The organism is Methylobacterium sp. J-043 (assembly GCF_022829505.1).
GTDB classification, from domain to species: Bacteria; Pseudomonadota; Alphaproteobacteria; order Rhizobiales; family Beijerinckiaceae; genus Methylobacterium; species Methylobacterium extorquens_A.
Genome location: NZ_JAKSYB010000066.1, coordinates 48,507 through 73,331 on the forward strand (window position 1 = coordinate 48,507; position 24,825 = coordinate 73,331).

Sequence of the window (24,825 nt, forward strand, 5' to 3'; positions counted from 1 at the left end):
AGATCCCGGCCGAGAACAAGTTCACTCTAGCAATGGAGCCTACAGGTCCGGAATTCCGGATTCCTGCACGCCGCCAAGAAAGACTTGGACGAATTTGGGCGCCGAGACGCCCGCGCCATGGGGAGGCCAGGACCAGCGATGCAGCCGGACCACACGCGCGCGATTCCCGTCTTCCGCCTCTACGGCGAGGTGGCGGAGGCCGCCGCGCCGAATTTCGTGCACGCCGAGCGGATCGGGCCGAGCGCGCGCCTGCACGACTGGGAGATCGCCGCCCACCGCCACGACCACCTGACCCAGGCTCTCATGGTTACGGAGGGCGGCGGCCAGGTCCGAATCGACGCAGGCAACGACCGCTTCCGGGCGCCCTGGCTGCTCTGGATCCCCGCCGGCACGGTGCACGCCTTTTCGTTCCGGCCGGAGACAGAGGGGGTCGTTCTCTCCCTCTCCGACGACTTCCTGGGGTCCGTCATCACCCACGACCACGAGGCCGCGCGCCTCGACGCGACAGCCGCGGCGGTGTTCAGCGGCCCCCCAGGCGCGCCCGACGAGATCGACATGAACGTGGTCTCGCTGTTCGAGGGCCTGCGGCGCGAGGTCGGCGGCGCGCAGCCGGGCTCGTTCAGCGCTGTGGCGGCGCTGGTCAAGCTTCTGCTCGTCGGCGTCGTACGCACGCACGCCCTGCGTGCCTTCACCGAGCCCGCCGCGGCGGCGCGGGCCGGACTCTACCGACGCTTCCGCCGACTGCTTGAGGCCAATCTCCGGCAGAACTGGCCGGTCGCCCGCTTCGCGGCCGATCTCGGGGTCAGCCCTGACCGCCTTCACGCGGCCTGCACACAGGTCGTGGGTAAGCCGCCGCAGTCGGTGCTGCACGAGCGCCAGATGCTCGAGGCTCAGCGCGCCCTGATCTACACCGCGCTGCCGATCTCGAAGATCGCGTTCGATCTCGGCTTCAACGACCCGGCCTATTTCTCGCGCTTCTTCGCCCAGCGCGCGGGGATCAGTCCGGCCGCCTACCGCAAGCGGAATCGCCCGGCGGACCCCTCTGCCCGAGGCGCCCCGCCCCTGCGCGTCCGGTAACCGGCCCGGCGCGCGTCGGCGTCCGCTTGAACCCTGCTGCCCGCCTCGTTAAGCCACGCCGGTTCGGGAGGCTCCGCGTGGCGAAAGCGACAGAACTGGTTATTGCCCCGGCGGATCTCCAGCCGCGGCTCGGCGCGATCGAGGATCTTGTGGGCTACCATCTCCGGCGGGCCAGCACGGCCGTGCGGAACGACTTTGCCCGCGTCATCGAAGGCAGCGGCATGCGGCAGGTGCTGTTCGGCATCCTGTCGGTCGTCGAGGCCAATCCCGGCATCAACCAAGGGGCGATCGGCCGCGTGCTCGGCATCCACCGCGCCAACATGGTCGTGCTGGTGAACGAGCTGATCGAGAAGGGCTGGATCTCGCGCCGCGCCGACGAGGCCGATCGCCGCGCCTTCGTCCTCGACCTGACCCCCGAGGGACAGGCGGTCTTCGCGGAGGTGCGGCGGCAGCTGCACGCCCACGAAGCGACGCTGCTCGCCGAGCTCGATGCGGCGGAGTGCGCCCAGCTGATCGCGCTCCTGCGCCGCATCGGTAGCAAGGATGCCTGAGCCCTGCACCCGCGCTCACAAGCGGCGCCGGACCGCGACCCGCCCGGCGGCGCGCATCTGCGCCGGGCGGCGCAGGTTCCTGCCCCGGCCTCAGGGGCCGGCATCGGCGGCCTCGCCCAGCGTGTCCCGCACCCAGCGGAAGGCACCGTTGGCGGCCGGGACTCCGGCATAGATCGCCGTCTGCAGGAGCAGGGCCTGCAACTCGTCGAGGTCGAGTCCGTTGGCGAGCGCCGGACGGATATGGAGCTTGAACTCCTCCTCACGCCCCAGCGCCGCCATCAGGGCGAGGGTCACCAGGGAACGCGTCTTCCAGGGCAGGCGCGGATCGCCCCAGATCTCGCCCCAGGCCGTGCGGGTGATGAAGTCCTGCCAGGGTCCGGCAAAGCGCCCGGCCGCCGCCAGGGAGCGCTCGACATGGGCCGTGCCCAGCACGGCCTTGCGATTCTCCAGCCCCTCCGCGAAGGGCACGGCGCCGGTGGCGGCACGGTCGCCGCGCTGCCGGTCGAGGAAGCCGCCAAGATGGGCGGCCGTCGCCTCCGGGTGCTCGACGGCGAGGAGATGAGCGGCGCGCGGTAACAGGACCAGCTCCGCCTGCGGGATGCCCGCACAGATCGCCTCGGCCATCGCGGGCGGCGTCGCCGGGTCGTCGCGCCCGGCGATGACGAGGGTCGGCGCCCCGATGCGGCCGAGCACCGGCCGGAGGTCCATCCGGCCGATCGCCCCGCAGCACACGGCGTAGCCGACCGGATCGCAGGCCACGAAGGCCTCGCGGATCGCCGCGATGGCGGCGGGCGCGTGCGCCGAGAAGCCGGGGGTGAACCAGCGCCCGAGTGTCGCCTCGACGATCGCCGCAGTGCCCTGCGCCCGCACGGTGGCGGCCCGCTCGCCCCAGCTCTCGGGGCTCGGCAGGTGGGCCGAGGTCGCCATCAGGGTGAGGCTCAGGACCCGCTCGGGCGCGGCGGCCGCCGCTGCCTGGACGGTCATGCCACCGAGCGACAGGCCGGCGAGATGCGCCCGTGCGATGCCCAGGGCGTCGAGCAGACCGAGCAGGTCGGCGGCGAGATCTTCGATCCGGGTTTCGGCGTCGCGGGTCGCGGAGCCGCCGTGCCCGCGGGTGTCGTAGCGCAGGATCCGGTAGCGCCCGTGCAGCCGTCTGGCCACGCCGTCCCACATCGCCAGCGTCGTGCCAAGCGAGTTCGAAAGGACGAGGACCGGCGCGCCGCTCGGGCCAGAGAACTCGTAGGTCAGGTCGATATCGTTGATGCGGATCAGGGGCATGCGGGGTCGAGGCTCCGTCTCGGCAGGATCATTGCGATGCAGTCGAATCCGCGCGCGCCGCGATCTGTGCGAGCGCACGGTCGGTGGCCGCCGCTGCGGCGGCGACGGGGTGCGTGAGGTCGAAGGCGGCGCCGAGATCGATGCCCTGCGCCTCCGGCATCGCCGCGAGCACGGTGTGCAGGTCGCGGCCGGAAGCGTGCACCTCGGCGCAGGCGCGCTCCACCAGGGCGTGCGCCGCCGCGCCGCCGCAGCGGCGCGCGCAGGCCGCGGCCGCGGCATCGGCGAAGAGCAGGCCCCGCGTGAGATCGAGGTTGCGGCGCATCCGTCCGGGATCGACGACGAGCCCCTCTGCCACCGCCCGCGCCTCGCGCAACGCCCCGGAGGCGAGACCGAAGAGCTGGGGCAGGGCATGCCACTCGGCATGCCAAGCGCCGGCCGGCCGCTCGTGAGCAGCGGCCATCGTGTCGAGGAGCGTGCCCGCATGGCCCTTGGCGGCCCCGAAGGCGGCCAGGATGACGGTGGCGGAGACGGGGTTGCGCTTGTGCGGCATCGCCGAGGAGCCGCCCCGGCCGGGCACGAAGGGCTCGGACACTTCCGCCACCTCCGTCGAGGCGAGATGGGCGATGTCGCCCGCACATTTCGCCAGCGCCCCGAGAAGGCGGGCGAGCCAGCCTCCGGCCTCGGCGATGCGGGCGCGGCGGGTGTGCCAGGCGACCGTCTCGGGGCCGAGGCCGAGATGCCGGGCATAGGCGGTGGCCACGGCCTCGGCCTGCCCGCCGAGAGCGCCGAGCGTGCCGACGGGACCGCCGAGCGAGGCGGTGAGCACGCGCGCCCGGAGGCCCGGCAGTTGGTCGGTGACCTCCGCAAGGCCGAGCGCCCAGGTCGCCGCCTTGTAGCCGAAGCAGATCGGCGCGGCGTGCTGGCCGTAGGTGCGGCCGACGCAGGGGGTGGCGCGGTACTCCGTGGCGAGGCGCACGAGCCCGGCGACAACGGCCTCGCTCTCGGCCGCGATCAGGTCGAACCCCGACCGCATCTGCAGGACGAGGGCGGTGTCGGCGATGTCCTGGGTGGTGGCGCCCTTGTGGAAGGCCGGCTCCAGCTCGGGCGGCAGGCGCCTGCGCACGGCCGCGACGAACGGGATCACCGGCACCCCCGCCAGCGCGGTGCCGGCCGCCAGCGCGTCGATATCGAGCGTCTCCGGCGCGATCGCCGCGATGGCGTCGGCGAGGGCCGCCGGCGCGAGGCCGACCTCTGCCTCGGCCCGGGCGAGCGCCGCCTCGGCCCGCAGCATCCCGGCGAGGCGCGCCGCGTCCGAGAAGGCCTCGCGCATCGCCGCGCTCGCGAAGAGCGGCCCAAGCAGGCCCGAATCGAGGGCAGAGAAGCTCATCCTCAGGCCGCGAGCCGGAGGGCGGCGCGGGCCTCGGCGGGCGTCGCCGGACGCCGGCCGTGCCGCTGCACGGCCTCGACCGCGAGCCCGACGAGCTCGGCGTTGCTCGCCGCCAGCCGGTCCTTCGTGACCCGGATGTTGTCCTCGAGTCCGGTGCGCACCGCGTCCGCCCCGCGCGCCAGCGCCCAGTCCATCACCACCGCTTGGCTGCGGCCGATCCCGGCCGCCGTCCAGGTCGCCCCGGGGATGACCCGGCGGGTCTCGCAGAGCAGCAGGTCGAGCAGGTGCTCCTCGGCCGGCATCGCGTTCTGCACACCCATCACGAACTGCACGTGGGGGTGCGGGTCCATCAGCCCGGCCGCGATCAGGCGCCCGGCCCCATGGATGTGCGAGAGGTCAAAGATCTCGATCTCGGGCCGCACGCCGTGGCCCTTCATCTGCGTCGCCAGATCGGTTACCAGGGTGGTGTGGTTCTCGTAGACGATGCTCGGGAAGTTGACCGAACCGGTCGAGAGCGAGGCCATGTCGGGCCGGTGCCGGAGCGACAGCCCGCGGCTCGCCGGGTCGCGCCCGCGCCCGCCGGTGGAGAACTGCACGATCATCCCGGGGCAGTGGCGGCGCAGCCCCTCCTGCACGGCGGCGAACCGGTCCGGATCGGACGAGGGAGTCTCGTCGTCGTTGCGGACGTGGATATGGGCCAGCGTCGCGCCGGCCTCGAAGGCCTGATGGGTCGATTCGATCTGCTCCGCGACCGCAATCGGCACGGCCGGGTTGTCGGCCTTGCGCGGCACCGAGCCGGTGATCGCCACCGCGACGACGACGGAATTGCTGCTCATCTCTCTTGCCTCACGACCTTGCCTCACGAACTTGCCTCAGGCTTTCGCCTCACCACTCCCGCCCCATGACGCGTCTCCCGCCTCACAGCGCGAAGAACACGGTCTCGTCCGCCCCGCACAGCACGATGTCGAACCGATAGGTCGGCGGTGCCTCGGCGACGCGCGGGGCGATGAGCGTGCGGCGGCGCGCCTCCGGCACCAGGGCGAGGATCGGGTCCGCGTCGTTGTCGGTCCCGTCGGCGAAGTACATCCGTGTGGCGAGCCGCTTCAGCAGGCCGCGGCCGAAGACCCCGATGGCGAGATGGGGCGCCTGCCAGCGGTTGCTCTCGACCGCGACCGGCACACGGCCCGGCCGCAGGGTGAGGAAGCGGAAGCCGCCCGCGGCATCGACCGCCGCTCGCCCGAAGCCGATGAAGCCCGGATCGAGGGGGATCTCCGCCCGGGTGTCGGCGGCGCCGTGGTAGCGGCCGGCGGCGTTGGCACCCCAGATCTCGATCATCGCGTCGGTGACCGGCTCGCCCGCCCCGTCCCGCACCGTACCGACGACGGAGACGATCTCGCCCGTCACCGGCCCGCGCGGGGGGGCTAGGTGGAGGACGTCATGCTCCTCCGGAAACAGGTCGAGGCGCGCGCCGATGTCGGAAGCGCCGACGAGGTCGGCGCCCCCCTTCCAGGGCAGGCCGTAATGGAAGAACGGACCAACCGTCTGCGAGGGCGTCTGGCCGAACAAGGCTGGGTCCTGGTTGTCGGCGCGGGGAGCGGCGTTGCGGGGCAGGCCTTCGAGGGCGTCGGTCATCTCAATGCTCCCACGGCGTGGCGTCGCGCCCGCGCAGCACGATGTCGAAGATGTAGCCGAGGGCGTAATCCGGCTGCGTCGTGTCGATGTCGAAGCGCGCGACGAGGCGGTTGCGGTAGGGCATCGGCACGGCATTGGCGATCGGGTCGATCTCGATGAGCGGGTCGTCGGGGAAGTAGAGCTGCGTCACCAGCCGGGTGGCGAAGGCCGGCCCAAGCAGGGACAGGTGGATATGGGCCGGGCGCCAGGCGTTGCGGTGGTTGCCCCATGGATAGGCTCCGGGCCGGATCGTGGTGAAGCGGTAGCGCCCCTGCGCATCGGTGACGACCCGGCCGGTGCCGGTGAAGTTCGGATCGAGCGGCGCATCCCACTGATCGCGTCGGTGGATGTAGCGGCCGGCGGCGTTGGCCTGCCAGACCTCGACCACCGTGTCAGGCACGGGCCGCGCCGCCTCGTCGAGAACGCGGCCGGTGACCACGATGCGCTGACCGATCGCCACGCCCGGCCCCCGGTCGTGGCGGGTCAGGTCGGCGATGGCCGGGCCCATCAGGGCCTCCCAGGTCCCGGCCGGCCCGGTGGTCTCGGTAAGCGTGTGGGGGATTCGCACCAGCGGCTCGCGCGGGCTGCGCAGAACGGTCGAGCGGTAGGCGGGGAACAGCGAGGGCGGCTGGCCCGCATCCCGCGGGTGGTCGAACGTGGCGTCGGACATCGAAATCCTCGGGTCGCGTGAGGGCTGGGCGGCGCGGGCGGCCGGTGGGGCGACCCGCGCCGCCGGTCAGTGGCCGAGGGCGGCGGCGCGGGCCGGGGCCGCGCCGCGGCGGGCGTTGCGTTTGGTGGCGACGGCGGCGGCCGCGAGCAGGGCCGGAACCGCGACTAACGCGAAGGTCACCGGCAGGCTCGTCCCGGCAAGTTCCGCCACCAGGAAGGAGCCGGCGATGCCGCCGAACCGGTCGATCCCCATCAAATAGGCGGCCCACAGCATGACCAATCCGATCCGGTAGGCCGGCGAGAGGACGAGGCGGAGGCCGGCCGGCCGGCCGGGCCCCGCGGCCGCCGCGCCGAGGTCGTAGCCGGCGGCCGGTCCAGTCCCGTGGGCGATCAGGCGGAGCACCGCGTGGATGCGGGCCGGCGCCGCGCCGCGGGCCACGAGGTAGCGCACAGATTCCGGCAACAGCAGCGCCAGCAGCGCAGCCAGGGCCAGCGGCGCGGCGCCGCCGAGCAGGAGCACGCTGCGCCACCCCAGCGTCGGGATCATCCAGGCGGCGAGGAAGCCGCCGAGCGCCGCGCCGAGGGGGAAGCCCGAGAACATCATGTTGGTGAGCAGCGCCCGGCGCCGGACCGGGCCGTACTCGCTCGTCAGCGTCACGGCGTTCGGTATCGCCGCCCCGAGGCCGAGCCCGGTGAGGAAGCGCAGGGCCGCGAGTTGCGGGAGATCAGCCTCGAAGGCGGAAGCAAGGCAGGCCAAGCCGAGTTCGACCACCGCTGCGACCAGCACCGCCTTGCGCCCGTAGCGGTCAGCCAGCGGCCCCGCTGCCAGCGCACCCATCGCGAGGCCGAACAGGGCGGCGCTCAGCACCGGGGCGAGCGCGGCGCGGCCCACGCCCCACTCGGTCATCAGCGAGGGCGCGATGTAGCCGATGGCCGCGGTGTCGAACCCGTCGAGGAGCACCACGAGGAAGCAGAGGAGAAAGGTCAGGACCTGCGCCGCGCCGATCGGGCGGGCGTCGATCAGGGCGGGGACATCGAGGATCCCGGCGGCGCTCTCGTGGCTCATGCGCACATCCCGCGCAGGTTCGCGCTCGGGGCCGAGAAAAAGTCCGCAACAGAGGTCGAGACCGGGGGGGGATCGAGGGGCAGGCCGACATAGTTCTCGGCCAGCACCGTCTGGGCGGCGCGCGAGGTGCCGAGATAGGCGAGCTCCGCCAGCTGCATACGCCGGTCGAAGCCGGTCTCCTCGGGGAAGCGGTGCATCAGGCGGGTGAACCACCACGAGAACCGCTCCGCCTTCCACACCCGCGCCAGCGCCCGCGCCGAGTAGCCGTCGAGACCCGAACCCGTGCCGCGGGCGTAGAAGGCCTCCAGCGCCTCGGCCAGCATCACCACGTCCGAGACGGCGAGGTTGAGGCCCTTGGCGCCGGTGGGCGGCACGATGTGGGCGGCATCCCCGGCCAGGAACAGCCGGCCCCAGCGCATCGGCTCGCCGACGAAACTGCGCAGGGGCGCAATGCTTTTCTCGAAGGCGGGGCCGCGCACGATCCCGCCCGCGATGCCGGGGCCGAGGCGCAAGCAGAGCTCGTCCCAGAAACGTGTGTCCGGCCAGTCCTCCGGACGCTCGTCGATGCCGCACTGGATGTAGTAGCGGCTGCGTGTCGCCGAGCGCATGCTGGCGAGCGCGAAGCCGTTGGCGTGACTCGCGTAGACGAGCTCGTGCGCGGCGGGAGGCACGTCCGTGAGGATGCCGAGCCAGCCGAAGGGGTAGATCCGCTCGAAGGTTCTCAGCACGTCCGCCGGGATCGACCGGCGGGAGATGCCGTGGAAGCCGTCGCAGCCCGCAACGTAGTCGCAGACGAGGTGCTGCGGGCCCGCGGGCGTGCGGTAGGTCAGGCTCGGGGCGGCGCCGTCGAGATCGTGCAGGCGCAGGTCCTGGGCCTCGTACACCACCGCGAGGCCCCGCGCCTCGCCCGCATCGAAGAGGTCGCGCATCACCTCCTGCTGGCCGTAGACCGTGACTGCGGCGCCGGTCAGCGCGGCCATGTCGATGCGGAAGCTCTCGCCGTCCACCGCGAGGTTGGCGCCCGTGTGGACGAGGCCCTCGCTGCGCAGGCGCCCGTCGAGGCCGAGCCGCGCGAGCACGTCCACGGTGCCCTGCTCCAGCACGCCGGCACGCACGCGGCCCTCGACGTAGTCGCGCGTGCGGCGCTCCACCACGACGCTGGCGATGCCGGCCGCGTGCAGCAGATGCGCCAAGACCATCCCGGCCGGCCCGGCACCGACGATCGCGACCTGCGTGCGCATGGCCGGCCCTCCCTGATCCGTGACGGTCGATCCGCACCGGCTTGTGCAGGATCTTGCCGATGCCGGCGCCGCGCGGGTATGGAGGCGGCGGCGTTTTTCTTGTACTTTTGTGCCGTTTATCGAAAGGCCGCGTGCCCCATGCCGAAACCTGTCGTGCCCCGGTATTTCCTTTACGGCGAGCCACCGCAGACTGCGGATGACGGGTTTCTGCACCTCGAAGACCTGGACGATCGCAGCCGCCCGGCGGCCTGGCGGATTCGTCCGCACGCCCATGCCGACCTGCACCAAGTGTTCTGCATCCGGTACGGCCGCGGCACCGTCACGGCCGAGGGCGAGGAGACCGCTTTCGCGGCACCCTGTGCGCTGGTCGTCCCGGCGGGCGTGGTGCACGGCTTCGTCTACGAGGCGGGCAGCACCGGCCGCGTCCTCACCGTCTCGGACGCGGTCCTGCGCGGGCTCGGGCGGGACGAGCGCGCCTTTGCGGCCCTGTTCGAGGGGGTGCGCTGCCTCGCTCTGGACGGAACCGCGCACCTCGATGCGGCGCTCGACGGGCTGGACCGCGAGCGGGCCAGCGCGGCCCCGGCCCAGCGGGCCGCCCTGAAAGCGCATCTCACGCTGCTCCTCGTCGAACTGGCGCGCCTTGCCGACGCGCGGGCGGCCGATGGTCCCACTCGCCTGGCCGCCCATGCAAGGATCGTCGCCCGCTTCCGAGCGGCGATCGAGGAGCATTACCGCGCCGGCCTCAGCCTGGAGCAGTACTGCAACCGGATCGGCACCACGGTCGGGCGTCTGCGCGTCGCCTGCCGGGCTGTGGCCGGCGCGACGCCGGGCCAGCTCATCGCCGACCGGGTCATCCTGGAGGCCAAGCGCTCCCTGCGCTACTCCGACCTGCCGGTGGCGGAGATCGCCTACGACCTCGGCTTCCACGACCCTGCGTATTTCTCGCGCTACTTCTCGCGCGTCACAGGATCGAGCCCCTCCGCATTCCGTCGTGCCGACTGAGGTAGCGGCGGCTGGGTCAGGTGATTCTCCGCGCGTCCTGTACAGACCCAGTGAAGACTGATTCGATATGGCTGCCCGACCGACGTCCCCCTTGACCCTGACCCATCAAACTGGTCCGCGCTGAGCGCAAGTTTTTCGGGCATCCTGAACCCTGAAGGAGGGTGGATGCCATGCCTCGCAAACGCTTCACGATTGAACAGATCGCCTTCGCCCTGCGACAGGCGGAGAACGGCGCGACGGTGGACGAGGTCTGCCGGAAGATGGGCGTATCCGAGCCGACCTTTTATCGCTGGAAGAAGCAGTTCGTCGGCATGGGCGTGCCGGAGATCCGACGGCTCAAGCAACTGGAGGACGAGAACGGCAAGCTCAACTGGCCCCACTTTGTGGGAGGAATTTCGTATGCTATCATGATAGCAAGAGGAGATGCCATGGCCCAAATTCTTGTCCGCGACATCGATAACGGTGTGAAGGAACGCTTGCAGCAGCGCGCTGCCCGGAACGGTCGCAGCATGGAGGCCGAGTTGCGCGACATCCTGCGCTCCGCCGCCGCCGAGGATGAACTAACCACGGGGTTGGGGACGCAGATCGCGTCCCTCTTCGAAGAAATCGGCCTGAAGCCCGACGAGGAACTGACCCAGTTCCGCGGGCACAGCCTCGCTGATCCCTTCGCATGATCATCCTCGACACGAACGTCGTATCCGGTCTGATGCGCGCGTCGTCGGATCCGATTCTCGTCAGTTGGCTCGACAGCCAACCCAGAAACTCCGTCTGGATCACCACGATTACCGTCCTCGAGATCCAGTTCGGCCTCGACCTCATGCCGGATGGCCGGCGCGCCGCAGGCCTGCGCACTGCGTTCGATCGCCTCGTCGCAGAAATGCTCCAAAGGAGGATCGCCCCGTTCGATGCCGCTGCGGCCGGCGAGACGGCAACCCTCATGGCGGCTCGACAGAGACGGGGCCAACCGCAAGAGCTGCGCGACAGCATGATCGCTGGTACCGCCATCGCGCGGCGGGCCACCCTCGCAACCCGCAACGTCCGGCACTTCCCCGACCTGGTCGTACCTCCCGTCAATCCCTGGGACGAGTGAGGCGGTCCCGCCTAAAATCCCACGCTTTAAAACGTACCACATCCGCCAGGACGTGACGCGGCTGCCGGCCGGCAGCGACGCCCGCTGGCGGGCCGATTACCGCCAGGCGCAGTACGAGCGAGCCTTGATCGGTATCCAAACCGACCTGCTCGGCGGGCCGGTCGTCGAGGTGTTCCGCGCCTCGCCCAAACAGCCGGCACCGCCGGCCTGGACCCCCAACTACGAGGTGAAGTTCTTCCACGATCTGTCCCCCGAGCAACAGGGGCGGCGGCTCGCTACCGACCCCCAGACGCCCTTCGCCCGCACCATCTGAAGGCCTTCCCGCCTCGCCGTGGAGGCGTAGCTGAACAAGGGAGTCCTGAGGTCGGTCGGTTCCGAGGATACGTCGGCGTTGCTTGGTCCGACGAGGCGAGTGATCGGGGGGATATAACCCGCCTCGTCGGTTCTCCTCGGCGCGAACGCGGAGGCCGAGCGGCACCGTAGACAGCAGTCCCTCTCAGTCAACGAGGGTTCACAACCTTTGTTCGTTTTTACAGCGTATGCCGCCTCAAGCTGTTGTGGCTCGGCGGTTGATGTTGATGGATGAAACGTCCAGCGTGAGCCCGGCCGGCGTGATCCGGAGGTGCGTCGGAGGATCTCCATCGAGCAGGCCACGCTTGACGAGGCCGCGGCAGATCCCGAGGGCCACAAGGTAGTCGAGCGGGCAGATGCCCCAGGGCGCGTGAAAATCGAACGTCTCCTTCGGATGCTGCTGGCCGTAGGCCACCATCCGCAGGGCCGACAGGGAGAGCGGCTTCGGCTCCTTGCTCCGCGGCCGCGTCGGCGGCTCGCCCCGCAGGAGGCGAGCGACCTTCCGGCCGTCGGTCGTCAGGCGCACTGTGAGGGATCTGATGGGCCAGCGGCTGCGCGTGTCAATCAGGCCGGTATGGGCGTAGCTCGTGCTCAGAAGACCGCGCTCGGCCAACGCCGCCCAGGTGGCGCCGGTGCCCTAGCTGACCATGCCGGACTCGGCCAGCTTGGCCCGCAGCAGCCGAGATCCCGGCCCGTCGAGTCATCTGTGGCCAACGGGGCCATACTCGATCCAGCGCCACTGCCGAGCCGGCGGCCCGCCAGGTCGCTGGTGGGAGGCCTCGCGGGCCTGATCCTCATCGTAAGCCGCGAGCAGATTGGCCTGCTGCCGCTCGTTCAGCCCAGTCGCGATCGCTGCGAGGGCCGCGGCGCCCGCCATCGCCTCAACGTACCAGCTCGACCACGAGGCCGGGGATCTTCAGCTTCGCCCAGGCCCGATCGGTGGTGAGGACCGGCACGCCGAGCTTTATCGCGAGCGCCATGCAGCTCCGGTCACCGAGCCCACTGCCGTGCTGTCGCGTCGCCTCCGTGATCTGCGCGGCGGCGAAGGCGGCCTCGCGATCATGCGAGTACAGATCGAGGCGCAACTCCTGCACCACCTCCTCAATCACCGGGAGCGCCAACCCGCGCAGGATCAGGGCCTTGACGAGTTCCTGAAGATTGACGGCTGACATGGCGGCCTGACCGACACGCGCGGCGACCACGGCCGCTCCCGGCTCGCTGCGCAGGAGCGCGATCACGGCAGAGGTATCGAAGACGACGGCGCTCACGCTTTGGCACCCACGGTGTCGCTGTCATCCGCGCGCCGCTCTTCCAGGAACGAGGCGGCGTCGGCATCGTCTTTGACATGCTCGCGGTACAAAGCCTGGAGCTTGGTAACGACGTTCGCGATCGGAGACAGACGAACCTCGGTGCCATCGACCGTCACAATGATCCGCGTCTCGCCGGATACGCCCATCGCCTCGCGGACCGCCTGAGGTAGAACCATGCGGCCGTTAGCGGCCAATTTTACATCAGTGACAAACGACATTAGAGGGCCACCGCTTTATTGGGTTCAAACAATCATATCGTTTCGATCACGCACTGTCATCTATGCTCGAATGACAGTGCGACGGATATGCGCCATGGCGACTAAGTGTCACTCCGTCATCAGAGGATGACTTTCGCGCCTCAAAAGGGTATACCCTTTTGAGTCGGGTAATTGCGTCCGATAATAAGCACTATCGTCCGGAATTTGTGGATCATTAACCCCCGAACGGCTAGACTCCCACCATGGAGCTTGACACCGCCGATCCTGCCTCCGAGCCGTCCCGCGACGCGTCGGCTGTGCCGGTCCCGCAGGCCGAGGCACTGCCGCTGAGTTCCGAGCTTCTCATCGAGCGCCTGGAGGGGCACGCCCGGGCTGCACGCGGCGCCTTCGCCGACAACACAGTGCGCGCCTTCGCGGCCGACAGCCGGATCTTCGCCGCTTGGTGCCGGGAGGCCGGGCGGGCAATGCTGCCGGCAACCCCGGACACCGTCGCCGCCTTCGTTGATGCGCAGGCGGAGCTGAAATCCCGAGCCACAGTCGAGCGCTATCGCTCGTCGATCGCGGCGTTGCACCGCGCGGCCGGTCTTCAGAACCCGTGCGCCGACGAGATCGTGCGGCTCGCGGTGAAGCGGATGAACCGCGCCAAGGGTCGGCGCCAGAAGCAGGCCGAGCCGCTCAACCGAGGCAGCATCGAGCGCATGCTGACCGTGATGACGCCCGAGCGGCTGCACCGGCGCGTGTTGGAGGGCAAGCACAGTGCTCCGCTGATCGCGCTACGCAACGCCGCGCTGGTCGCAGTCGCCTACGACACGCTGCTGCGTCGGTCCGAACTCGTCTCTTTATATATAGAGGATCTCCACAAGGGCGACGACGGCTCCGGCACCGTGCTGGTGCGGCGCTCGAAGGCAGACCAGGAGGGTGAAGGCGCGATCAAGTATCTCGCCCCCGATACCATGGCGCATATCGCGGCGTGGCTCGCGGCGGCCGGGTTGGAGAGCGGGCCGCTGTTCCGGCCGCTCACCAAGGGGGGGCGGGTCGGAGCGAGCGCGCTCGGTGACAAGGAGGTGGCGCGGGTGTTCCGCGCACTCGCCACGGCGGCCGGGCTGAAGCTCTCTCGCCTTCCCTCGGGACATTCCACACGAGTCGGGGCGACGCAGGATATGTTCGCGGCGGGGTTCGAGTTGCTCGAGGTGATGCAGGCCGGTTCGTGGAAGACGCCCGCGATGCCGGCCCGCTACGGCGAACGCCTCCGCGCACAACGCGGCGCTGCCCGGAAGCTGGCAACGCTCCAGAACAGAGCATAGCTCGCACGTTGGTGCACAAGCCTAAGTCAGAGCGGTCCTCTCTCTACACACTCGCGCGTCGAGTTCGCCTCAGCGACCTCATATGAAGCACTAATTATCAGAGCTTTTCGACCTCGATTTTCCGTTTCATCTCGTGCTCATCGAGAACTTCCCGTAGTTCGGTGGGGATGGGACGGTCCGGCTCCGGAAGCTGAGTTATAAAGCGCCACCTCTTATCCATCCCGCTAAGTGAAACTTCATCCGCCAGTCCGCGCTTCGCCTGCGTCAACAGCAGTTCATGAAGTTCTTGCGAGATTGACTTTTCTTCTTTGAGCCTTTTTGCGATCCAGAGAGAAACATCCACCAATTCGAGACCGCTACTTTCGTCTCCAGGCGTAAATGTTGGGGGTGTTTCTGGCATCGTGGAAAAATCGAAGCTTGGCATGCCGGGCCCAAGCTCCATGTTGTGGCCGCGCAATTTCTGATAAATTTCCGCTAGTTCGCCTTGGGCTTTATTGAATTCCGTCTGCCTGTCGACCGTAATTTTTCTGACCGTCTTGTTCCTAGCCGAAGATTGCTGTGCAATCAGCATCAATACGTTCTGAAAGCCGACAAGGTTTGGAGAGATTTGAAGAGCCGTATCGTGATTGCCGACCCCATAGCTAATCTCATGCGGATGGGCCGAAGCCCACTTTAGAGCGCCAGAAATCAGTTCCCGTGATCGAACATCCGGAAGGTTGTCTAAATTTTCACAAAGTCTATCGCATAAGATCGTCAGCATTTTTGCGCATTGCGCTGGGTTGACCTGGCGCCTCGTCTTCCATGCGTACTTCGCCAATTCGTCATTGAAGAGATGCGCCACTTTGAAGAGGAGCACATATCGAAGTGGTGTCCAATAATCCTCCCACCTGACGGCTTTGTTCAATCCAGCGTCGAACACTTGGTCAAAAAATGAGATAATTGCATGATCTGGCTTGACAACCCTCAAAAGAGAAAATCTCAAGTCGTTCTTTTTGCTGAACCGCGCGATTTTGTGTGCGATCGGCGTTAGTTTGCCAACACCCAGTTCATTCGCATGAATCCTTTTTACACCAAGCTCCTTCCTGAGTTCTTCGAGCAATGGCTTGGCAATGACATCGAGATTGGCTTGGGCGCCGAGCACGCCATAATAGAGTACCGGTTGATTTTTATCGAACAATTCAAGGCCGGTATTGCCACTTTCATCAACGTAATAGTGCACGATGACTCCATGTTCTAGAATGGATCTTCGACTTCAGTTTCATTGACGGAACAGATAATGCGGGCATCCTCCCGGCCCCGGGCTGCGCGGAGAGCCGTACGGTATTCAAGCAGTTTGCCCATCGCATTCTCAAACGCGATACGGTGCCAATCCTTATCTTGAAGAGCGGTCCGCATAGGATTTCCCTCGCCAGTGTAGATGGCTGCGGCTTCGAGGAACGCAGTGCACGTTCTTTCGATTTCGGGATCAGCTTCGATGCCATTTACGCGAGCATTGTTTCGCAACGCACCCCATCCCGACAGGACATCCATTTTCTTATCGCGGATGCGCTCAAGGAGCCGTCTCAGATTGACGAGAGTCTCGCTGGCTTCCTGGATCAAGGCGTGTCATCCCTTGCTCGAAACAGGCATCTTAAGGTTGATATGGGCGAGGGTAAAAGGCCGGAGTGCAGCTGTGATGTCGCAGACGGCCAGCCCCTCGGCCAGTCGATTGGTTCGATGTTGACGTACCAGGTGTTGAGCGCCAGCTTCCGCTCGCACCCCTCGCTCCCGAAATTACGTCGATGACGGTGGCCGATCACCAGACCCGGGTCCTCAAAGGCGACGACGCGCGCGCTTTGCTACGCGACCAAATCGATCACAACAGCGGCGGCCTTCACGCCGCGCTCGCCTCGTTCGACGCCGGCTCGACAGTCGAAGCTTGGCTCGAGACCCTTCGTGGGATCGAGGAGTTCATCAACCTTGTCTTATTTGGGCTGGACGACGACGCGGTTAAGGCAGCCCTGATCAGCCTTCCGGTCGCCGCGCTACATACGCGCCCGCGGCGGCTTCGGGCTGTGCGTCATCACATTGCCTACCGCTACGGTGAGAGTTTCGCGAAACGGTTCATGACCCTTCTCGTGCAGGCGGCCGCGATGGGTCACTCCTTCGCGCTACATGGCCTGTCGTCAGCCGCGGCTGGCTTCGTGACCGTCGGGACGGCCGTAAGCTACTTCCAGTCCCGTCGTCGGCACCTCGTGGCGATGCTGTACACGCTCCCTCACGCCTGCCGCGGCAGCCGACGCATGCACCCGCTCGACACGCTCAACCAGCTCCTCCCCCTGGTGGAACTGAACGGCGTGGCGCTTACAGGGCTCTATCAGCAATTGATGCTGTCAGAGGTATTCCACGAATACGAGCTGTACGTCGACCGACGTGGCTTCGCGGGCTCGCATGAGTATCCTGCGCTCGATACCCTCTATCTAGATCCAGAACGGGCTTCGATCGTCGAAATGTTCGCGGGCATCGACGATCCACGCCCCGCGAGCCTAGAGAAGGTTCGACGCGACCGACTCTTCTCTGCCGCCGAGCTCCGCAACGATATCCGCCTCATCGAGACAGCCTATGCCGAATTCGACCTCGCCGGCTCAGAATTCGCGCCGGCCGCAGCCCTGGTGCGGTGCCTGTCGGAACGCGCGGTCGACGATCACTGGGTGCATATCTCCCGGGCCGACCTCGACCGGCTGGCGGATGATCTCGGACTGTCGCCGCCCCTGCGCCGAGCGCTTCTCCAGACGAACGCCAGCTACGTCGCCAATACGAACAGCCATACTCCGTTCGTCGAAATCGCAGGCATGCTGCATTCGTCGGTGACTCTACTCAGCCGGTTTCTCTACAACTGGAAAAATATTTTCCTTTACAGAATCAGGCGCTTTCAGATCCGCTCCGGCTTCATCTTTGAGAAAACCGTTGCCGATGCGCTTGAGCTGCAAGGATTTCAACTCACTGGGATCAAACGCCTGAACCGGAAGGAGTTCGATGTCGTGACCACGCGTGATGGCGTGATTTTCAACGTGCAATGCAAAAACAATCTCATCGATCTGAGCCGACTTGAGGCGGATCCAAAGCTGTTCGCCCGCTATAATCGCGCGCGTGTTGCGAGCTATGAACGGGCGCTTCGCAAGGAGTTGGGTCGCGAGGCCCTGCTGACCACCGAGCTTGGCCTCTCTCACATCGAGCATCTTGTGGTCACGCGCTTTCCATTCGCGAACGACAATCCGAGAATTATTCCGTTCAGCCGGATCAACGACCTCTCAATCATCGCAGCCGCCCTTACAGCCAAGCCGCAGACGTAGATCTGAATGAGAGGGTGGTTCCCGGCAGAGGCCCGATCACGTGACCCGAGCGGCCGTTATTATCGAAGGCATGCGGCGGAAGACGTCATGATGCAACGTCCGGGAGGCGTCCCACCGGTGCGTCAGTCTCCGTCTCGCCGAATGTGGTGTCCACGCGATCAGTGGACACTTCGGATGACCTTGGGATCGTCGGGATATACATAGAAATATACCCCAGAGAGACAGTGCCGTGAGACGCGAAATGGCGTCTCATTAGGGTTGCTTTCGGGATTTTGGGACGTTAAGCGCACTGTGTCTAGACCCATACGGGACGTTTCATGGCTCGCATCGGCTACGCACGCGTCTCTACCCTCGATCAGGACCTCTCAATCCAGCTCGAAGCCCTCAAGGCCGCCGGCTGCGACCCGATCCGGGCGGAGAAGGCCTCCGGCACATCGACCACCGGCCGGACCGAGCTGTCCATCGTGCTGGACTTCATCGGCAAGGGCGACACCCTCGTCGTCACACGCATCGATCGCCTCGCCCGCTCCATCGGCGATCTGCAGGACATCGTGCGCTCCCTGAAGGCCAAAGGAGCTCGCCTGCAAGCGACCGAGCAGCCGATCGACACCGGCACGGCTGCCGGCAAGGCGTTCCTGGACATGCTCGGCGTGTTCGCCGAGTTCGAAACCAACCTACGCCGTGAGCGCCAGATGGAGGGGATCGCCAAGGCCAAGGCCGCCGGCATCTACAGGGGACGGCGCCCGTCGATCGACCCTGCCAAGGTGCGCGCCCTCAAGGCCGAGGGCGTGGGCCCGGCGGAGATCGCCCGCCGCCTCGGTATCGCCCGGGCCAGTGTCTACCGCGCACTAGGCACGAACAATCGAAACGATAAAATCGATGGAGGAGCATGAGAACGTGGCAGGCTACTCTCGTTGCGATGACGCAATAAATTTATTTTTCAGTACCAGAGATCTGGCCATACTTCGCAATCTATTGTAAGGTATTATTTTATCGTGGACCGTAAGTTCTTGAAATTGCGTCATCCGCGCGCGTTAAGCCCATTTGATAAAAAATCGTCGCGTATCGAAAGGCTCGAGGTTGTTGAAGCTGTCATAAATGAAGACGTTGCTTCATCCCGCGGATCATTCGAAATCCGGATGGAATACGTCTTCGGATGGCGCCTGTCGGACTACCGTCATCGGGGGTTCTCCTTCGGCGCATCATTCAGCCGCATCGCTGGTAGCGCGAAGATCACGAACGGAGGGATCTTCGTTGATCCGGACGGCCTGAGAGGCTACGGCCTTGGTACTTATGCCATGGACCGTGTTGTGCAGTGGGTTCAGTCTCATGCACCTGACTTGACGGTCGAAACGATCACGCTGGGCGGTGATAATTCGCCAGACAATGTCGAGCGAAGAAGGAAGTTCTACGAGAACTGTGGTGTGGTTTTTGAGAATAGTAAATCAATACCAATGAAAGTTTCGGAGTTGAAAAGGGTACATCCAGACAAGTTGCTTTCAGAGGTCGATATCCCGTCTTTATTGGAAAATATGGCAGAAATAGATAAAAGTTTAAAATCTTTGAGTAATGTTGTCGATTTTCTAAAAGAGGAGGAGTTCGCCAGATATTCCAAAAAACGTTTCTGGTTTTTTTAATATTTGGCGCCGCTGCTCGTTGAGCATTGGTTTAGGGCGCGTCCCTTCGGGACCGTACCCTACTCACTTCGCTCCCCGAACACCTGCGGGTTTCGGCCCTGCGGGTCACGACCGCTGCAAAACGTCAGCACCGGACTCGTCCAGCGACGGCCCGACCTTCATCCTCGGACATCACACAAGAATGTCCCGGATCCCCATCCGGCATTGGCACTCCCCGCCCCAAGACAAAATTGACCGAATGGGCCCCGTTAAGCCCGGCCGGGAACTTGGTCTTGCGCTGGATTAGGAAATTGTCTGGCTTGTTTGCGAACTCGGGTCGACCGCCATTGAAGATCATGCCGTTATCGCTGCCCGTCACCTTGAGGACACCCTCCTCGACGAGTTGCGCAAGGCCGGCTTCCTGTGGGAGCACATCATAGCGCTTCACAGGTAGTGGAGATACGACAGCTTCTGGGGCGATGGCGACGAGGCCGGCCGGATTGAAGCGCAGCATCTCTGCCCAAAGGTCCTTCGCCGGTCCGCTTTTGGGAAGTGAGACGGTGCCGGACACGGGGATCTGCTTGTTCGGTCGCCCCGATGGGACGGACATGCTCGCGATGCCGTAGGAGGCAACGACCGCATCCGGTGCGCGACCAAGGGAGGCTTTGAGCGCCATGACCGCCTGCCCGCTCTCCGGCGAGGTTTGCTCGTAGAAGTAGGGAAAGCACCCGGCTTCCAGCACGAAATGCACACGCTCCGGCTTCACGCCGACAACGCCCACGCGCGGCCGCTTGCCGACCCCGACCTGCTGTGAGTTGGCCACGACGTCCGCGATGCGCTCGACAGCGCCCGTTATCAGCCAAATATTCGCACTGTAGCTTGTAAGCGCAAGGTAAAGAGGCTCGGACCCACTCTCGATTTCTAGGTGGGAAACCGTGACTTCCTGGTCATCGCCGCCGATGCTTGCGGTTGAAAGTGCTTCACCCTCGTAAGTACCAACGGCAGCGAGTTTAACCCTCTCGGCCAGGGATGGGAACTTGCAGGCTGATTGAGCGCGCGTCCCGACTTCCGATAACGGAATTCGTGGTTCTTGAGCCAGAGAACCTGAAGCAATAGTCGAGGCCAAAACAAAAATTGCAAAAAGGGGGATTTCAGACTTCATTTCTTTTTGCACTCCTGGATGGGCGCGTCCCTTCGGGACCGTGTCCTACTCGCTTCGCTCCCCGAATCCCGTACCGGGTTTCGTCCCTGCGGGTGACGATCACATCGCGCGGGCTCGCGTCGAGGAGCAGGCTCACCAGAACCGACCCAGCAGGTTGACCCCAGCTAGTGGCGCCTCGTTTCGGAGGTCGCCCCCTTCATCAGCGCCTCCATCTCCAGGCGAGCGGTCTCGTCAGGGGTGCGCTGCGGAGCCAGCGCCACGGGGGAGCCCTCGCCCAAGTGGGCCTCCAGCATCAGGCGGATCTTGGCGTGATCGGGGGAGAGGGGCCGGGCCGGCTCCTTGACCATATCGCGCAATAGGGCCGCCTCGATGTCTACGGGGAGGCTCGGCAGATGTTGGCGTGCCACAGAGACGAGGAGGCCTGGACTGAGCTGTTCCGCATACTCAGTTCCAAACCAGATCTGCGGCGACTCGCGCTCCTCCTCGTCCATCTCAGCAGTCTGCAGCGCCTCGCTCCAGACCTGGAGGTAAAAGGTGGAGAGCGGTGCATCCCAGCCGATCGCGAGCCTGACGCCTGGTTGCATGAACTCGTGACGGCTCATCGCCAGCCTTTCGACTTATGCGCTTCATGTCTGCGGCTAAAATTTAATTGTGATCCGTCGCACGCGCAACCACAGGTCAATGCGACGCCGCCCGCCAACAAGGTGGGAGCTCGAACATAATGATCACCGATGTGCCTTAGGCGGAACGTGTGAAAATACGATTTCGCCGAGTTTAGGATAGCGGCGCAGGGCCGTATTAACTGCCTCCCGCTATATGGATGATCATGACGCGATTTGTCTTCGGCACCTCGGTTTGGCTTTGCGGTGTGAGCTTACTGTTTTACGTAGGCCTTGTGGTGATCAATCGCACTGGCGACGGTCGACGGTTCAACGGCATCGTCTTGGAAGACAACTGGCACCTGACGCTGCCGGGCCTCGCTCTGGTTGCTATCGGCCACCGCATCATCTCGCGTGCGCGGCTTAGAAGGTAACAAGTCCTGCCTCATCGTGTTATGAATGGCTGCTTTCCACCCCGAGCGGCCCATCGCTCGGGCAAACTGACAGCGCTCGATCCTAGCTCACGAACTCGGTCTTCAACGACGAACTCGTCAACGCCACCCGGTCCCGGCCGCCCTCCTTGGCGGCATAGAGCGCCACGTCCGCCCGCTTGAGCAACGTGCCGACGCTGTCGCCCTCCGACCATTCGCTCAGCCCGATGCTGACCGTGAAGCGCAGCGGATTGCTCCGTTCCAGAAGCGCCGATCCGGCGCATTGCCTGCGGATGCGGTGAGCCACTACCCCCGCGCCGCCCAGGCTGTGCTCGGGCAACAGAAGCGCGAACTCCTCACCGCCCAGCCGGCCGGCGACCGCCCCGGTCTCCCGCAGGATCTGGGCGACATGCCGGATCACAAGATCCCCCACATCGTGGCCATGGCGGTCGTTGATCTTCTTGAAATGGTCGATGTCGATCTGCATCACCGCCAGCGGCCGGCTCGCCGCCGCGTTCTCGACCGCTGCCCGAGCCTGACGCATCAGCGCCCCGCGGTTGAGGAGCTGCGTCAGGTGGTCGGTGTCGGCCTGCCGGATCAGCGCCTGCTGCAGCTTCAGCACCCGCTCGGCCGAGCGCAGGCGCCCGCGCAACTCCTGTGCCTCCGGCGGCTTCATCAGGAAGTCGTCCGCGCCGGCATCGAGCACCTCGTCCAGCGGCCGCCTTTCCCGTGCGGAGGACATCACCAGGATCGTCAGGGGGCGCCGATCGTCGGCCAGAGCCCGCAGCGACCAGCACAGCTCCAGCCCGTCGAGCGGTTGAACCTCAAGGCTGGTGAGCACGCAGGTCACCGACGGATCGGCAGCGACCTGCGCCAGCGCCGCGGCCGAGTCGGAGAACGCCACCACGGTATGTCCGGCCGCGATGAGCATTCCCGAGATTGTCTTGCGGATCACGCCGCTGGGATCGACGAGGACGATGTGCATGGTACGCCCATTAAACCGAGGTCAGGTGTCGAGGGGGAAGCTTGGGGTGAAAGCCGTCGCGATGGGATGAAAGGCCTTCACCAGCGCAGGATCGAGGCGGCCCATCCTCCCCTGGAGGATCGCGTAGGCGGCCTCGCTCGCCATCGGCGGCTTGTAGGACTGGCGCTAGATCAGGGCGCCGTAGATGTCGCACACCGTCACCACACGCACGAGATCGGGGATCGCCCTCCGCACGAGCCCGTCCGGGTAGCCGGAGCCGTCGAGCATCTCGTGATGCGAGCGCACCACGCCGAGGAACTCCGGCTCGAAGCCCTGGTTGGCCAGCATGGCCTCGCCCTGCGCCGGATGCAGGCGCATCACTGCCTTCTCCGCCGCATCGAGCTTGCCCGGCTTGTTGAGGATCGCGGCCGGGACGTGGATCTTGCCGACATCGTGCAGCAACGCCGCCTTGGTCAGCCGATGGCGCTCGCAAGGTCCGAGGCCGAGGCCCGCCGCGAAGGCAGCGGCCAGCCCGGCCACCAGCAGGCAGTGCTGGTGCGTAGCATCGTCGAAGCGGCGCACCGTCCGGATCCAGTCGCGGATGCCGGTTTCTTGGACCGCCTGCGCGACGAGGTCGGTGCCGTTGTCGACCACGACCGGCGTCACCGGCCCGCCGGCCACGAAGACCGACCCGTAGAAGGCGCGCACCGCCTCAGCCCGTCGCCGGGCCTCGGCCGGCACGGTCTCCGCCCGATCCTCCGCCGCGCCCAGCGCGCGCCGGAGCCGGCCCAGGTCGAAGGGAGCCCTCACCGTCCGGCTCGCCCCGAGCGCCAGTGCCTGAAGGCGGGCTTGCGGCGTGTCCTGGCGCAGCAGCACGACCAGCGGAGTACCGCGGCGCGTCCGTGCCAGAAGCTGGCGCAGGCGCTCGACGTTGGCCGGCCCGAGATCGGCCACATCCGTGACCAGCACCGCCGCGGCCTCGGCCGGATCCGCCTCGTCACGCAGGTCGTGGACCCGGTACGCCAAGCCGGGATCGAGACCGCCCACGAGATCCGCGCTCCGACCCGGATCGTCGGTGATCAGAAGCATCTGTCCCATCATGGATCTCGCTCCCGGACGGCCTAAGGGAACATTGCGTCGATGGCATCCTGGGACACGCTGACCGCACCGGGCAGCGCCGGACCGTTCAGGAGCGCGGACTTGCCGGTCCGCTCGCGGCGCGCCAGCGTCGGAGCCGCCGCGCTCGAACCGGACCACAGGCGCACCATCTCGACGATCCGCTCCTCGACGAACTCGATCGTCCTCACCACCTTCGCGATGGCGCTGGCCGGTGAGATCCTGGAAGTTGCAGGCCTCGAAGATCGTCTGCACGTGATCCTGGATCGCCATCACGTCCGCCCGGGTCCCCTCGTCGCGGCTCCGCTTGGCGATCCCGCGGGTCGGGGCATCGACGGCTTCCGCGGTCGACAGGATGGTGTTGGTGGCCCGCTCGATCCCCTGAACCACTGCGTTCAACTCGTCGCAGGTGCGGCCGGTCTCCTGCTCATGCCGCAGCTCGGCGATTTCCTGCCGCGTCCGCTCGATCGCCGTCGATATCGCGGCTAGATGACTTTGCAGGAGCGCGGAACTCCCATCGCTCGTAGAAGTATATGGCATGCCACAGCCCGCGCGTTCGACAATGCTGATATTTATATCTGCATAGGTTGACCGCGCGGACTTAACAAAATGCAATCGTAGTGGTCGGCGCGATCATGGAAATTCCAGCTTCGGCCAAGAGTGCGGATGAGATATTTCGATTTGTAAGGAATATCCTGGAGAGTCGTACGTCGTGATGGCCGTCCAGATGTATCGAGCCTGCGCAGTCGGAATGAGGCGGCGTCCAGTCCGGCTTCAGGCGAGGTCGAGAAACAGATCGAGCTGCTGGGCCCTGGCTAGGCGTCCCCGGCCCTTGCGAGGCGTCGGCGCGGGCGGCGCGAACACCGGCAGGGGCACCCCGGCCTTCCCGTGGAGGTACGCGCCGACGCAGGCCTTCTCGGCGGTCAGGAACACGACGCAGGTATGCGCCGCGGATTTCAGAATGCACCGCGTGAGCGGCGTCGTCTTCGGCAACTGCGCCAGCGCCTCCATGAGACACGGCAGGCCGGCCGAGAGGATGCCGAGGATCGGATACTCGAAGGCCAGCCCGGCACAGGTCAGGCGCGCCGCGCCGGCCGTGGTCGACGGGAACGGGTTGAGGGCAAAGTCGGTCCCCTCGTCGCGCAGGAACGCGGCGAGCAGCGCACGGTCCTTCCCATCGATCAGCGCGGCCAGGCGTGACCTGTCGGATCCGACTGTCATCAGAGCACCGGATACAGCCCGAGGAACAGGTCCCCCAGCGCCCGGCGGCGCAGGAAGGTCAGGCGTCGCCGCCGGATGTGCTCCGGCCGGTCGTGGTCCAGGTGGCAGCGCTGGCACCAGGCGGCGAGATCGGCGGGGCCGTTGCGGCTTGTGTCGTGCTCGCGGTGGC

Annotated in this window: 30 protein-coding genes and 1 pseudogene; 12 read left to right on the plus strand and 19 right to left on the minus strand. The window is 66.3% G+C overall.

Annotated features, from left to right (window positions below):
• Positions 1-138: 138 nt before the first annotated feature.
• Both MKK50_RS22430 and MKK50_RS22435 read left to right on the plus strand, forming a co-directional pair.
• Positions 139-1,077, plus strand: a complete 939-nt coding sequence (locus MKK50_RS22430; RefSeq protein ID WP_253374219.1) for a helix-turn-helix domain-containing protein — start codon at positions 139-141, stop codon at positions 1,075-1,077.
• 77 nt (positions 1,078-1,154) lie between these two features.
• On the plus strand, positions 1,155-1,628 hold the full coding sequence (locus MKK50_RS22435) for a MarR family winged helix-turn-helix transcriptional regulator (protein WP_201026749.1): 474 nt from the start codon (positions 1,155-1,157) through the stop codon (positions 1,626-1,628).
• Between the two features lie 90 nt (positions 1,629-1,718).
• Here the strand turns inward: MKK50_RS22435 and pcaDC are convergent, their stop codons facing one another.
• From pcaDC to pobA, 7 genes are all read right to left on the minus strand, one after another.
• Positions 1,719-2,906, minus strand: coding sequence for a bifunctional 3-oxoadipate enol-lactonase/4-carboxymuconolactone decarboxylase PcaDC (gene pcaDC, locus MKK50_RS22440; RefSeq protein ID WP_253374220.1), 1,188 nt, complete (start codon positions 2,904-2,906; stop codon positions 1,719-1,721).
• 28 nt (positions 2,907-2,934) lie between these two features.
• A complete protein-coding gene (locus MKK50_RS22445; RefSeq protein ID WP_253374221.1) occupies positions 2,935-4,293 on the minus strand; it encodes a lyase family protein in 1,359 nt (452 codons plus the stop codon).
• 2 nt (positions 4,294-4,295) lie between these two features.
• Complete coding sequence (locus MKK50_RS22450; RefSeq protein WP_253374222.1) at positions 4,296-5,129, minus strand: 3-oxoadipate:acetyl-CoA acetyltransferase; 834 nt, start codon at positions 5,127-5,129, stop codon at positions 4,296-4,298.
• A gap of 82 nt (positions 5,130-5,211) precedes the next feature.
• Positions 5,212-5,925, minus strand: a complete 714-nt coding sequence (gene pcaG / locus MKK50_RS22455) for a protocatechuate 3,4-dioxygenase subunit alpha (protein WP_253374223.1) — start codon at positions 5,923-5,925, stop codon at positions 5,212-5,214.
• Between the two features lies 1 nt (position 5,926).
• Positions 5,927-6,634, minus strand: coding sequence for a protocatechuate 3,4-dioxygenase subunit beta (gene pcaH / locus MKK50_RS22460; RefSeq protein WP_253386686.1), 708 nt, complete (start codon positions 6,632-6,634; stop codon positions 5,927-5,929).
• Positions 6,635-6,700: 66 nt separating this feature from the next.
• On the minus strand, positions 6,701-7,699 hold the full coding sequence (locus tag MKK50_RS22465) for an MFS transporter (RefSeq protein ID WP_253374225.1): 999 nt from the start codon (positions 7,697-7,699) through the stop codon (positions 6,701-6,703).
• On the minus strand, positions 7,696-8,940 hold the full coding sequence (gene pobA, locus MKK50_RS22470) for a 4-hydroxybenzoate 3-monooxygenase (RefSeq protein WP_253374226.1): 1,245 nt from the start codon (positions 8,938-8,940) through the stop codon (positions 7,696-7,698). Before pobA ends, MKK50_RS22465 begins: the two co-directional genes overlap by 4 nt.
• 153 nt (positions 8,941-9,093) lie before the next feature.
• Here pobA and MKK50_RS22475 point away from each other — a divergent pair, with 153 nt between their 5' ends.
• The 5 genes and pseudogenes from MKK50_RS22475 to MKK50_RS22495 all read left to right on the plus strand — a co-directional run bounded on the left by MKK50_RS22475 (position 9,094) and on the right by MKK50_RS22495 (position 11,345).
• A complete protein-coding gene (locus MKK50_RS22475; RefSeq protein WP_253374227.1) occupies positions 9,094-9,942 on the plus strand; it encodes a helix-turn-helix domain-containing protein in 849 nt (282 codons plus the stop codon).
• Between the two features lie 170 nt (positions 9,943-10,112).
• Positions 10,113-10,310 (plus strand): annotated as a pseudogene (locus MKK50_RS22480) (transposase); the annotation flags it as partial.
• A gap of 60 nt (positions 10,311-10,370) precedes the next feature.
• Positions 10,371-10,616 (plus strand): FitA-like ribbon-helix-helix domain-containing protein, encoded by a 246-nt coding sequence (locus MKK50_RS22485; protein ID WP_437179884.1) that lies wholly within the window; start codon positions 10,371-10,373, stop codon positions 10,614-10,616.
• Positions 10,613-11,032, plus strand: coding sequence for a type II toxin-antitoxin system VapC family toxin (locus tag MKK50_RS22490; RefSeq protein ID WP_253374228.1), 420 nt, complete (start codon positions 10,613-10,615; stop codon positions 11,030-11,032). The genes MKK50_RS22485 and MKK50_RS22490 overlap by 4 nt, the downstream gene beginning before the upstream one ends.
• A 52-nt stretch (positions 11,033-11,084) precedes the next feature.
• Complete coding sequence (locus tag MKK50_RS22495) at positions 11,085-11,345, plus strand: hypothetical protein (RefSeq protein ID WP_253374229.1); 261 nt, start codon at positions 11,085-11,087, stop codon at positions 11,343-11,345.
• Positions 11,346-11,579: 234 nt separating this feature from the next.
• On the opposite strand, the gene MKK50_RS22500 is transcribed toward MKK50_RS22495, so the two are convergent.
• From MKK50_RS22500 to MKK50_RS22510, 3 genes are all read right to left on the minus strand, one after another.
• Positions 11,580-11,996, minus strand: coding sequence for a hypothetical protein (locus MKK50_RS22500; RefSeq protein WP_253374230.1), 417 nt, complete (start codon positions 11,994-11,996; stop codon positions 11,580-11,582).
• Positions 11,997-12,264: 268 nt separating this feature from the next.
• The gene (locus tag MKK50_RS22505; RefSeq protein WP_253374231.1) at positions 12,265-12,651 is read right to left on the minus strand and encodes a type II toxin-antitoxin system VapC family toxin; all 387 of its coding nucleotides are present in this window, start codon (positions 12,649-12,651) and stop codon (positions 12,265-12,267) included.
• Positions 12,648-12,911: an AbrB/MazE/SpoVT family DNA-binding domain-containing protein gene (locus MKK50_RS22510; RefSeq protein WP_253374232.1), complete on the minus strand. Its 264-nt coding sequence runs from the start codon at positions 12,909-12,911 to the stop codon at positions 12,648-12,650. The genes MKK50_RS22505 and MKK50_RS22510 overlap by 4 nt, the downstream gene beginning before the upstream one ends.
• A 242-nt stretch (positions 12,912-13,153) precedes the next feature.
• Here MKK50_RS22510 and MKK50_RS22515 point away from each other — a divergent pair, with 242 nt between their 5' ends.
• On the plus strand, positions 13,154-14,215 hold the full coding sequence (locus MKK50_RS22515) for a tyrosine-type recombinase/integrase (RefSeq protein WP_253374233.1): 1,062 nt from the start codon (positions 13,154-13,156) through the stop codon (positions 14,213-14,215).
• A gap of 97 nt (positions 14,216-14,312) precedes the next feature.
• Here MKK50_RS22515 and MKK50_RS22520 read toward each other — a convergent pair whose 3' ends face one another.
• Entirely contained in the window at positions 14,313-15,434 is a 1,122-nt protein-coding gene (locus MKK50_RS22520) for a DUF3800 domain-containing protein (RefSeq protein WP_253374234.1), read from the minus strand.
• Positions 15,435-15,448: 14 nt separating this feature from the next.
• Positions 15,449-15,814, minus strand: a complete 366-nt coding sequence (locus MKK50_RS22525) for a hypothetical protein (protein ID WP_253374235.1) — start codon at positions 15,812-15,814, stop codon at positions 15,449-15,451.
• Positions 15,815-15,996: 182 nt separating this feature from the next.
• Between MKK50_RS22525 and MKK50_RS22530 the strand changes: the two genes are divergently transcribed.
• The 3 genes from MKK50_RS22530 to MKK50_RS22540 all read left to right on the plus strand — a co-directional run bounded on the left by MKK50_RS22530 (position 15,997) and on the right by MKK50_RS22540 (position 19,184).
• Positions 15,997-17,547: a hypothetical protein gene (locus MKK50_RS22530; RefSeq protein ID WP_253374236.1), complete on the plus strand. Its 1,551-nt coding sequence runs from the start codon at positions 15,997-15,999 to the stop codon at positions 17,545-17,547.
• A gap of 317 nt (positions 17,548-17,864) precedes the next feature.
• Complete coding sequence (locus tag MKK50_RS22535) at positions 17,865-18,440, plus strand: recombinase family protein (protein ID WP_253374237.1); 576 nt, start codon at positions 17,865-17,867, stop codon at positions 18,438-18,440.
• A gap of 102 nt (positions 18,441-18,542) precedes the next feature.
• Positions 18,543-19,184 carry an N-acetyltransferase gene (locus tag MKK50_RS22540; RefSeq protein WP_499025398.1) on the plus strand — a complete coding sequence of 214 codons (642 nt, stop codon included), beginning with the start codon at positions 18,543-18,545 and terminating at the stop codon, positions 19,182-19,184.
• A 124-nt stretch (positions 19,185-19,308) separates the two neighbouring features.
• Here the strand turns inward: MKK50_RS22540 and MKK50_RS22545 are convergent, their stop codons facing one another.
• The 6 genes from MKK50_RS22545 to MKK50_RS22570 form a co-directional block, all read right to left on the minus strand.
• A complete protein-coding gene (locus MKK50_RS22545) occupies positions 19,309-20,325 on the minus strand; it encodes a hypothetical protein (RefSeq protein WP_253374239.1) in 1,017 nt (338 codons plus the stop codon).
• Between the two features lie 164 nt (positions 20,326-20,489).
• The gene (locus tag MKK50_RS22550; protein ID WP_499025400.1) at positions 20,490-20,927 is read right to left on the minus strand and encodes a hypothetical protein; all 438 of its coding nucleotides are present in this window, start codon (positions 20,925-20,927) and stop codon (positions 20,490-20,492) included.
• Positions 20,928-21,440: 513 nt separating this feature from the next.
• Positions 21,441-22,340, minus strand: coding sequence for a GGDEF domain-containing protein (locus MKK50_RS22555; RefSeq protein WP_499025402.1), 900 nt, complete (start codon positions 22,338-22,340; stop codon positions 21,441-21,443).
• A gap of 21 nt (positions 22,341-22,361) precedes the next feature.
• On the minus strand, positions 22,362-22,484 hold the full coding sequence (locus MKK50_RS22560; protein ID WP_301288965.1) for a hypothetical protein: 123 nt from the start codon (positions 22,482-22,484) through the stop codon (positions 22,362-22,364).
• 21 nt (positions 22,485-22,505) lie between these two features.
• Positions 22,506-23,417 carry an HD-GYP domain-containing protein gene (locus MKK50_RS22565; RefSeq protein ID WP_499025403.1) on the minus strand — a complete coding sequence of 304 codons (912 nt, stop codon included), beginning with the start codon at positions 23,415-23,417 and terminating at the stop codon, positions 22,506-22,508.
• Positions 23,418-23,440: 23 nt separating this feature from the next.
• Positions 23,441-23,626, minus strand: a complete 186-nt coding sequence (locus tag MKK50_RS22570; protein ID WP_253374243.1) for a hypothetical protein — start codon at positions 23,624-23,626, stop codon at positions 23,441-23,443.
• A 10-nt stretch (positions 23,627-23,636) separates the two neighbouring features.
• Here MKK50_RS22570 and MKK50_RS22575 point away from each other — a divergent pair, with 10 nt between their 5' ends.
• Positions 23,637-23,924, plus strand: coding sequence for a hypothetical protein (locus tag MKK50_RS22575; protein ID WP_253374244.1), 288 nt, complete (start codon positions 23,637-23,639; stop codon positions 23,922-23,924).
• A gap of 285 nt (positions 23,925-24,209) precedes the next feature.
• Here the strand turns inward: MKK50_RS22575 and MKK50_RS22580 are convergent, their stop codons facing one another.
• Positions 24,210-24,656 carry a hypothetical protein gene (locus MKK50_RS22580; protein ID WP_253374245.1) on the minus strand — a complete coding sequence of 149 codons (447 nt, stop codon included), beginning with the start codon at positions 24,654-24,656 and terminating at the stop codon, positions 24,210-24,212.
• Positions 24,657-24,825: the final 169 nt, after the last annotated feature.